The organism is Clostridium sp. N3C (assembly GCF_900095445.1).
Classification (GTDB): domain Bacteria; phylum Bacillota; class Clostridia; order Clostridiales; family Clostridiaceae; genus Clostridium_AU.
The window spans coordinates 1-6,360 of the sequence record NZ_FMJL01000023.1 but is presented as its reverse complement, the minus strand read 5'-3'; the positions used below and the strand labels follow the sequence as shown (position 1 = coordinate 6,360).

Here is a 6,360-nt window from a genome sequence, read left to right as displayed (position 1 = left end):
ATTTGCTCTATTAGGCTTTTGATGTTTTGTTACAACGTTAACGTCCTTTACTACAACTTTACCCTGCTTAGGTAAAACTTTAAGAACTTCTCCAACTTTACCCTTATCCTTGCCGGATACTACAACAACTGTATCTTGCTTTCTAACATGCACTTTATTTAACAACATAGCCACCTCCCTATCTTATAGAACTTCAGGTGCAAGTGATAAAATTTTAGTAAATTCCTTATCTCTAAGCTCCCTAGCAACAGGTCCGAAGATACGAGTTCCTCTTGGCTGTTTATCTTCTTTAATTATAACTGCTGCATTTTCATCGAATCTGATGTATGAACCGTCTGCTCTGCCTAGACCCTTTACAGATCTTACTACTACAGCTTTTACAACATCACCTTTTTTAACAACACCGCCTGGTGTTGCACTCTTAACACTAGCAACTATTATGTCTCCAATGTTTGCAAACTTTCTTCCGGATCCACCTAATACTCTTATACACATAATTTCCTTAGCACCAGAATTATCTGCTACTCTTAGAATGGTTTGTTGCTGTATCATAAATTAAACCCTCCTTTCAGTCTATAAGCTATTATTTAGCTTTTTCAACTATTTCAACTAATCTCCATCTCTTATCTTTAGATAATGGTCTTGTTTCCATTATTAATACTCTATCATTGATCTTAGCCTCATTATTTTCATCATGAGCCTTAAACTTTGTTGTTCTATTAACAGTCTTACCATATAGTGGGTGACGAACCTTAGTTTCAACAGCCACTACAATTGTCTTATCCATTTTATCCGAAACAACTCTACCAATTCTTGTTTTTCTATGATTTCTTTCCACAGGACGAACCTCCTTTCAGCTTACTGCCTAAACGCTTTAAGTTCTTCTTCACGAATGATGGTCTTAATCTGGGCTATAGATTTTTTAACCTCTCTTATTCTCATTGGATTCTCTAATTGACCAGTAGCCAATTGGAATCTTAGATTGAAGAGCTCAGCTTTCAGGTCATTGAGCTTTATTACTAATTCCTGAGGGCTATTTTCTCTTAATTCTTGAAGTTCTCTAGCCTTCATTTAACTCACCACCCATTTCATTAAAATCTCTTCTTGTAACAAACTTACTCTTTATAGGTAGTTTATGTGCTGCCAATCTCATTGCTTCTCTAGCAGTTTCTTCAGAAACCCCTGACAACTCAAATAATATTCTACCTGGTTTTACTACTGCTACCCAATACTCTGGTGAACCTTTACCGGAACCCATACGTGTTTCAGCTGGTTTTTGAGTAACTGGTTTATCGGGGAAAATCTTTATCCAAAGCTTTCCTCCTCTTTTAATGTATCTATTAATTGCTATTCTGGCTGCTTCTATCTGATTGCTTGTAACCCAACCACACTCAGTAGCTTGGATTGCGTAATCTCCGTAAGCTATAAAGTTACCTCTTGTAGCTTTTCCTTTCATTCTGCCACGTTGAACCTTACGACGTTTTACTCTCTTAGGCATTAACATGTCGAATTCCTCCTTTCTTAAGCGTTAACTTCTACCTTTTCAACTTTCTTTTTTGGTAGTACTTCACCTTTATAAACCCAAACTTTAACTCCTATTTTTCCATAGGTTGTATCTGCTTCTGCAAATCCGTAATCTATATCTGCTCTTAAAGTCTGTAGTGGGATTGTTCCTTCATGATACTGTTCAGTTCTAGCAATTTCTGCTCCACCAAGTCTACCAGAACATGCAGTTTTAACTCCCTTAACTCCTAATTTCATAGCTCTTTGAATTGTTTGCTTCATAGCTCTTCTGAAAGATATTCTCTTTTCAAGTTGAGCTGCTATATTTTCAGCCATCAACTGAGCATCACTTTCAGGACTCTTAACTTCTACTATGTTAATTAATACTGTTTTATTTTCTTTTTTATCATCTTTAGAGTTGTTTATTAAAACCTCTAAGGACTTCTTTAATGTTTCTATTCCTGCACCGCCTTTACCAATTACCATTCCTGGCTTTGCAGTGTGTATGTTTACTCTAACTCTCTTTGCGAATCTTTCGATTTCAATCTTTGAAATACCAGCGCTGTAAAGAGTTGATTTTACAAATTCTCTTATCTGGTTATCTTCAACTAAATAATCTGCAAAATTCTTATTATCTGCATACCATTTAGCATCCCAATCCTTAATAATACCTACTCTTAGGCCATGTGGATTTACCTTTTGTCCCACGCTATTCCCTCCTTCTTACGCTCTTTCTTTAACTACTAGAGTAACATGACTAGTTCTCTTTTTTATACTAAATGCTCTACCTTGAGCATGTGGTCTATATCTCTTCAATATTGGTCCTGGTCCAACATATGCTTCTGCAACATATAAGTTAGCAGGATCTAAATTATTATTGTTTTCTGCATTTGCAACTGCTGACTTTAACACCTTGTTTACAACAACTGCTGCATCCTTTGGAGTATACTGCAGAATAGCAAAAGCTTCGTTTACATTCTTTCCTCTTATTAAATCAAGAACTATTCCAATCTTCATTGGAGACATTCTAACATATCTAGCTATAGCTTTAGCTTCCATTATAAGCTACCTCCTTCCCAGATTATCTTCTACCTGTTGACTTCTCGTTATCGTCATGTCCTTTAAATGTTCTTGTAAGAACAAATTCTCCTAGTTTATGTCCAACCATATCCTCAGTAATATATACTGGAACGTGTTTTCTACCATCATGTACAGCTATAGTGTGACCTATCATCTGTGGGAAAATTGTTGAACTTCTGGACCAAGTCTTTATAACTTTCTTTTCACCTTTTGAATTCATTTCATTAATTTTCTTTAAAAGTGACTCTTGAATAAAAGGTCCTTTTTTAGTTGATCTACTCACTATATTGGCCTCCCTTCATAAAACTTAAAAGTTGGGAAGAGAATTTTAGCAATTCTCTTCAACTATTTTTCATTTCTTCTCTTAATTATTAGCCTATCTGAGTACTTCTTAGGTTTACGAGTCTTGTAACCAAGTGCTGGTTTACCCCAAGGAGTAAGAGGACTCGCATGACCGATTGGTGACTTACCTTCACCACCACCGTGTGGATGGTCAACAGGGTTCATTACAGAACCTCTTACAGTTGGTCTCCAACCCATATGTCTCTTTCTACCTGCATTACCTATGTTCACTATTTCATGAGTTAAGTTAGATACAGTTCCTATAGTAGCTCTGCATTCTAATCTAACATATCTCATTTCTCCACTTGGTAATCTTAATGTTGCATAGTTGCCTTCTTTAGCCATAAGTTGAGCTGATGTTCCGGCACTTCTAACTAATTGGCCTCCCTTTCCAGCTGTTAATTCAACATTGTGAACAACTGTACCTACTGGGATATTCTTTAATGGTAGTGCATTACCTACCTTTATGTCAGCATCTGGACCAGATACAATTACATCTCCAACCTTTAATCCTACTGGAGCTATAATATATCTTTTTTCACCATCTGCATATACTACTAATGAAATGTAAGCTGATCTGTTTGGATCGTATTCTATAGTAGCAACTTTTGCTGGTATGCCATCCTTATTTCTCTTGAAATCTATAATTCTATATTTCTGCTTAGCACCGCCACCTCTATGACGAACAGTGATTTTACCTTGAGCGTTTCTACCGCCAGTCTTTTTCTGTTCAACAAGTAATGACTTCTCTGGCTTATTAGTTGTAATTTCTTCAAATGTAGCCATAGTCATTTGTCTTCTTGAAGGGGTGGTAGGTCTAAATGATTTAACTGCCATTAAAATTCCCTCCTTTTTAGCTTATCTGGCCTTTGGCCAATAACGGCTTAATTTCTAACTACTATTGCATTCCTTCAAAGAATTCAATAGCCTTACTGTCTTCAGTAAGTTTTACTATTGCTTTCTTGTAGTCAGCTCTCTTTCCTATGTGAACACCAACTCTTTTAGTTTTTCCTTCTGTTCTCATAGTCTTTACTTCATCTACTTTAACTCCAAATACTTCTTCAACAGCTCTCTTTATTTGAGATTTATTTGCTTTTATGTCTACGATAAAGGTGTATTTCTTTTCCGCCATAGCTGCCATACTCTTTTCAGTAATAACTGGCTTTCTTATTATATCATAGCTATTCATAGTCATTATGCATACACCTCCTCGATTTTAGATACAGCATCCTTAGTTATAATGAACTTTTCATACTTAAGGATGTCATATACATTAATGTTGTTAACAGGTAATACTGCAACGCCTTCTATGTTTCTTGCTGACTTATATACATTTTCATTTACTTCAGCAGTAACTATTAATGTTTTCTTAGCATCAAAAGCATTTAATACTTTAACCATTTCTTTTGTTTTTGGTGCTTCCAATTCAAGGCTTTCTAAAACAACAATCTGATTTTCAACAACTTTGCTGCTTAAAGCTGACTTTAAAGCTACTTTTCTTAAGCTCTTAGGTAAAGAAACTCTATAGCTTCTTGGCTTAGGAGCAAATACTATTCCACCGTGTGTAAACTGTGGTGCTCTATTTGAGCTGTGTCTTGCTCTTCCAGTTCCTTTTTGTCTGTATATCTTTCTACCGCCTCCACGAACTTCAGCTCTAGTAAGTGCGCTTTGAGTTCCTTGTCTTCTGTTAGCTAAAAGAGCAACAACAACTTGATGCATAGCTTCTTTATTTACTTCTACTCCGAAGACATTATCAGCTAATTGGATATCTCCAACTTTTTGTCCTTCTTTGTTAAATAATCCTACTGTAGGCATTCTGTATCCTCCTTTCCTACTAAAACTAACCCTTTATTGTATTTTTGATTACTACAAGTCCCTTGTTAGGTCCTGGAACGCCGCCTTTAATTAATATAGCATTTTTTTCAGGTAATACTTTAACTACTTCTAAGTTAAGAATTGTAGTTTTTACATTACCCATGTGTCCAGGCATCTTCTTGTTCTTGAATGTTCTTGATGGGTCAGATGATCCTCCCATAGAACCTACTGCTCTGTGGAACTTAGAACCGTGGCTCATAGGACCTCTTCTAGCTCCCCATCTCTTTATTGTACCTTGGAATCCCTTACCTTTGGAAACTCCTGTTACATCAACCTTGTCTCCAGCTTCGAATATGTCAACTTTTATTTCTTGACCTACTTCGTAAGCACTTATATCATCTAATTTAAACTCTTTAAGATATCTCTTAACTGGCACTCCAGCTGCCTTAAACTGTCCTTTTGTTGGCATGTTAACAAGAGCCTCTCTTATATCACCATAACCAACCTTTATTGCATTATAACCATCTTTTTCAATAGTTTTCTTTTGAACAACTACGCATGGGCCTGCCTCAATAACTGTAACTGGCACCTTTCTGCCATTTTCATCAAATATTTGAGTCATGCCAACTTTTCTTCCTAATATTGCTTTTTTCATTGTTACACCTCCTAAACATATTAGCGGATCGCCTTAGCGATCATAATAGTTGGTAATTATATATTACTCTTTCCTATTAAAGTTTTATTTCAATGTCTACACCAGCAGGTAAATCCAATCTCATAAGAGCATCAACGGTCTTAGAAGATGGATTTATTATATCGATTAGTCTCTTGTGAGTTCTAATTTCAAACTGCTCTCTTGAATCCTTATACTTATGTGGAGCTCTTAAAATTGTAACAACATCTTTCTCAGTTGGTAGTGGCACAGGTCCAGCAACCTTAGCTCCAGTTGTTTTTGCAGTTTCAACTATTTTTTCAGCTGACTGATCTAAAATAGTGTGATCGAAAGCTTTTAATCTAATTCTGATTTTTTGTTTTGACATTTACTTTCCCTCCTTTTCATGTACGCATTACTTCTCACGCACAACAGCGGACGCTCTGTAAACTGTTCCGGGTGTTTCCACCCTATTCACAAAGAACAATAAAACAGAGTACCGTCGTCGGATTCTAGACCCTGACATACTCATCAAGAATTCCCCCGGAAGTCGGCAACCTCTTGACTCATCACTGTTTGCTTTGCAACTCCTTCATTATACTACAACTTTTTATCATTTTCAAGTTTTTTATAAGATTATGTAATATTTTTTTATTTATTTTTCTCAGAATTCAATTATAAGCTATTTATAGATTTTTATCAAGTATAACTAGCATTAATAAGTACAAGTTATAGCTTGCAAAATACATTTAATGAAAGATATATTTCTGAATGTAAAACAGTGAGAAGATAGGGCGTCCCCTATCTTCTCACCTATTCAGCTTAAGCTAACACTTGCATGCAAAATTTGTCGATTTTTCTATTACTCAACTATTGAAGTAACAACGCCTGAACCAACTGTTCTTCCGCCTTCTCTGATAGCGAATCTTAATCCTTCATTCATTGCTACTTCTGTAATTAATTCAACA

At 35.8% G+C, this 6,360-nt stretch carries 13 protein-coding genes and 1 pseudogene; all 14 read right to left on the bottom strand.

Annotation, left to right across the window (positions count from 1 at the left end):
• Window positions 1-168 (bottom strand): 50S ribosomal protein L24 (gene rplX, locus N3C_RS08165; RefSeq protein ID WP_074365544.1); only part of this gene is annotated, 168 nt, incomplete at its 3' end.
• A gap of 15 nt (window positions 169-183) precedes the next feature.
• On the bottom strand, window positions 184-552 hold the full coding sequence (gene rplN / locus N3C_RS08160; RefSeq protein ID WP_074365543.1) for a 50S ribosomal protein L14: 369 nt from the start codon (window positions 550-552) through the stop codon (window positions 184-186).
• A gap of 31 nt (window positions 553-583) precedes the next feature.
• Complete coding sequence (gene rpsQ, locus N3C_RS08155; RefSeq protein ID WP_074365542.1) at window positions 584-838, bottom strand: 30S ribosomal protein S17; 255 nt, start codon at window positions 836-838, stop codon at window positions 584-586.
• A gap of 20 nt (window positions 839-858) precedes the next feature.
• Entirely contained in the window at window positions 859-1,071 is a 213-nt protein-coding gene (gene rpmC, locus N3C_RS08150) for a 50S ribosomal protein L29 (RefSeq protein WP_074365541.1), read from the bottom strand.
• Entirely contained in the window at window positions 1,061-1,504 is a 444-nt protein-coding gene (rplP, locus tag N3C_RS08145) for a 50S ribosomal protein L16 (RefSeq protein WP_074365540.1), read from the bottom strand. The genes rpmC and rplP overlap by 11 nt, the downstream gene beginning before the upstream one ends.
• Before the next feature lie 17 nt (window positions 1,505-1,521).
• Window positions 1,522-2,211 (bottom strand): 30S ribosomal protein S3, encoded by a 690-nt coding sequence (gene rpsC, locus N3C_RS08140; protein ID WP_074365539.1) that lies wholly within the window; start codon window positions 2,209-2,211, stop codon window positions 1,522-1,524.
• Between the two features lie 15 nt (window positions 2,212-2,226).
• Entirely contained in the window at window positions 2,227-2,562 is a 336-nt protein-coding gene (gene rplV / locus N3C_RS08135; RefSeq protein WP_074365538.1) for a 50S ribosomal protein L22, read from the bottom strand.
• A gap of 22 nt (window positions 2,563-2,584) precedes the next feature.
• On the bottom strand, window positions 2,585-2,866 hold the full coding sequence (rpsS, locus tag N3C_RS08130; RefSeq protein WP_074365537.1) for a 30S ribosomal protein S19: 282 nt from the start codon (window positions 2,864-2,866) through the stop codon (window positions 2,585-2,587).
• Between the two features lie 62 nt (window positions 2,867-2,928).
• Window positions 2,929-3,762 carry a 50S ribosomal protein L2 gene (rplB, locus tag N3C_RS08125; protein ID WP_074365536.1) on the bottom strand — a complete coding sequence of 278 codons (834 nt, stop codon included), beginning with the start codon at window positions 3,760-3,762 and terminating at the stop codon, window positions 2,929-2,931.
• A gap of 61 nt (window positions 3,763-3,823) precedes the next feature.
• Window positions 3,824-4,120: a 50S ribosomal protein L23 gene (gene rplW / locus N3C_RS08120; protein ID WP_074365535.1), complete on the bottom strand. Its 297-nt coding sequence runs from the start codon at window positions 4,118-4,120 to the stop codon at window positions 3,824-3,826.
• The gene (rplD, locus tag N3C_RS08115; RefSeq protein ID WP_074365534.1) at window positions 4,120-4,740 is read right to left on the bottom strand and encodes a 50S ribosomal protein L4; all 621 of its coding nucleotides are present in this window, start codon (window positions 4,738-4,740) and stop codon (window positions 4,120-4,122) included. The genes rplW and rplD overlap by 1 nt, the downstream gene beginning before the upstream one ends.
• A gap of 25 nt (window positions 4,741-4,765) precedes the next feature.
• Window positions 4,766-5,395 carry a 50S ribosomal protein L3 gene (gene rplC, locus N3C_RS08110; RefSeq protein WP_074365533.1) on the bottom strand — a complete coding sequence of 210 codons (630 nt, stop codon included), beginning with the start codon at window positions 5,393-5,395 and terminating at the stop codon, window positions 4,766-4,768.
• A gap of 76 nt (window positions 5,396-5,471) precedes the next feature.
• A complete protein-coding gene (gene rpsJ, locus N3C_RS08105; RefSeq protein WP_074365532.1) occupies window positions 5,472-5,780 on the bottom strand; it encodes a 30S ribosomal protein S10 in 309 nt (102 codons plus the stop codon).
• A 474-nt stretch (window positions 5,781-6,254) separates the two neighbouring features.
• Window positions 6,255-6,360, bottom strand: a pseudogene (locus N3C_RS08100) (elongation factor Tu); the annotation flags it as partial.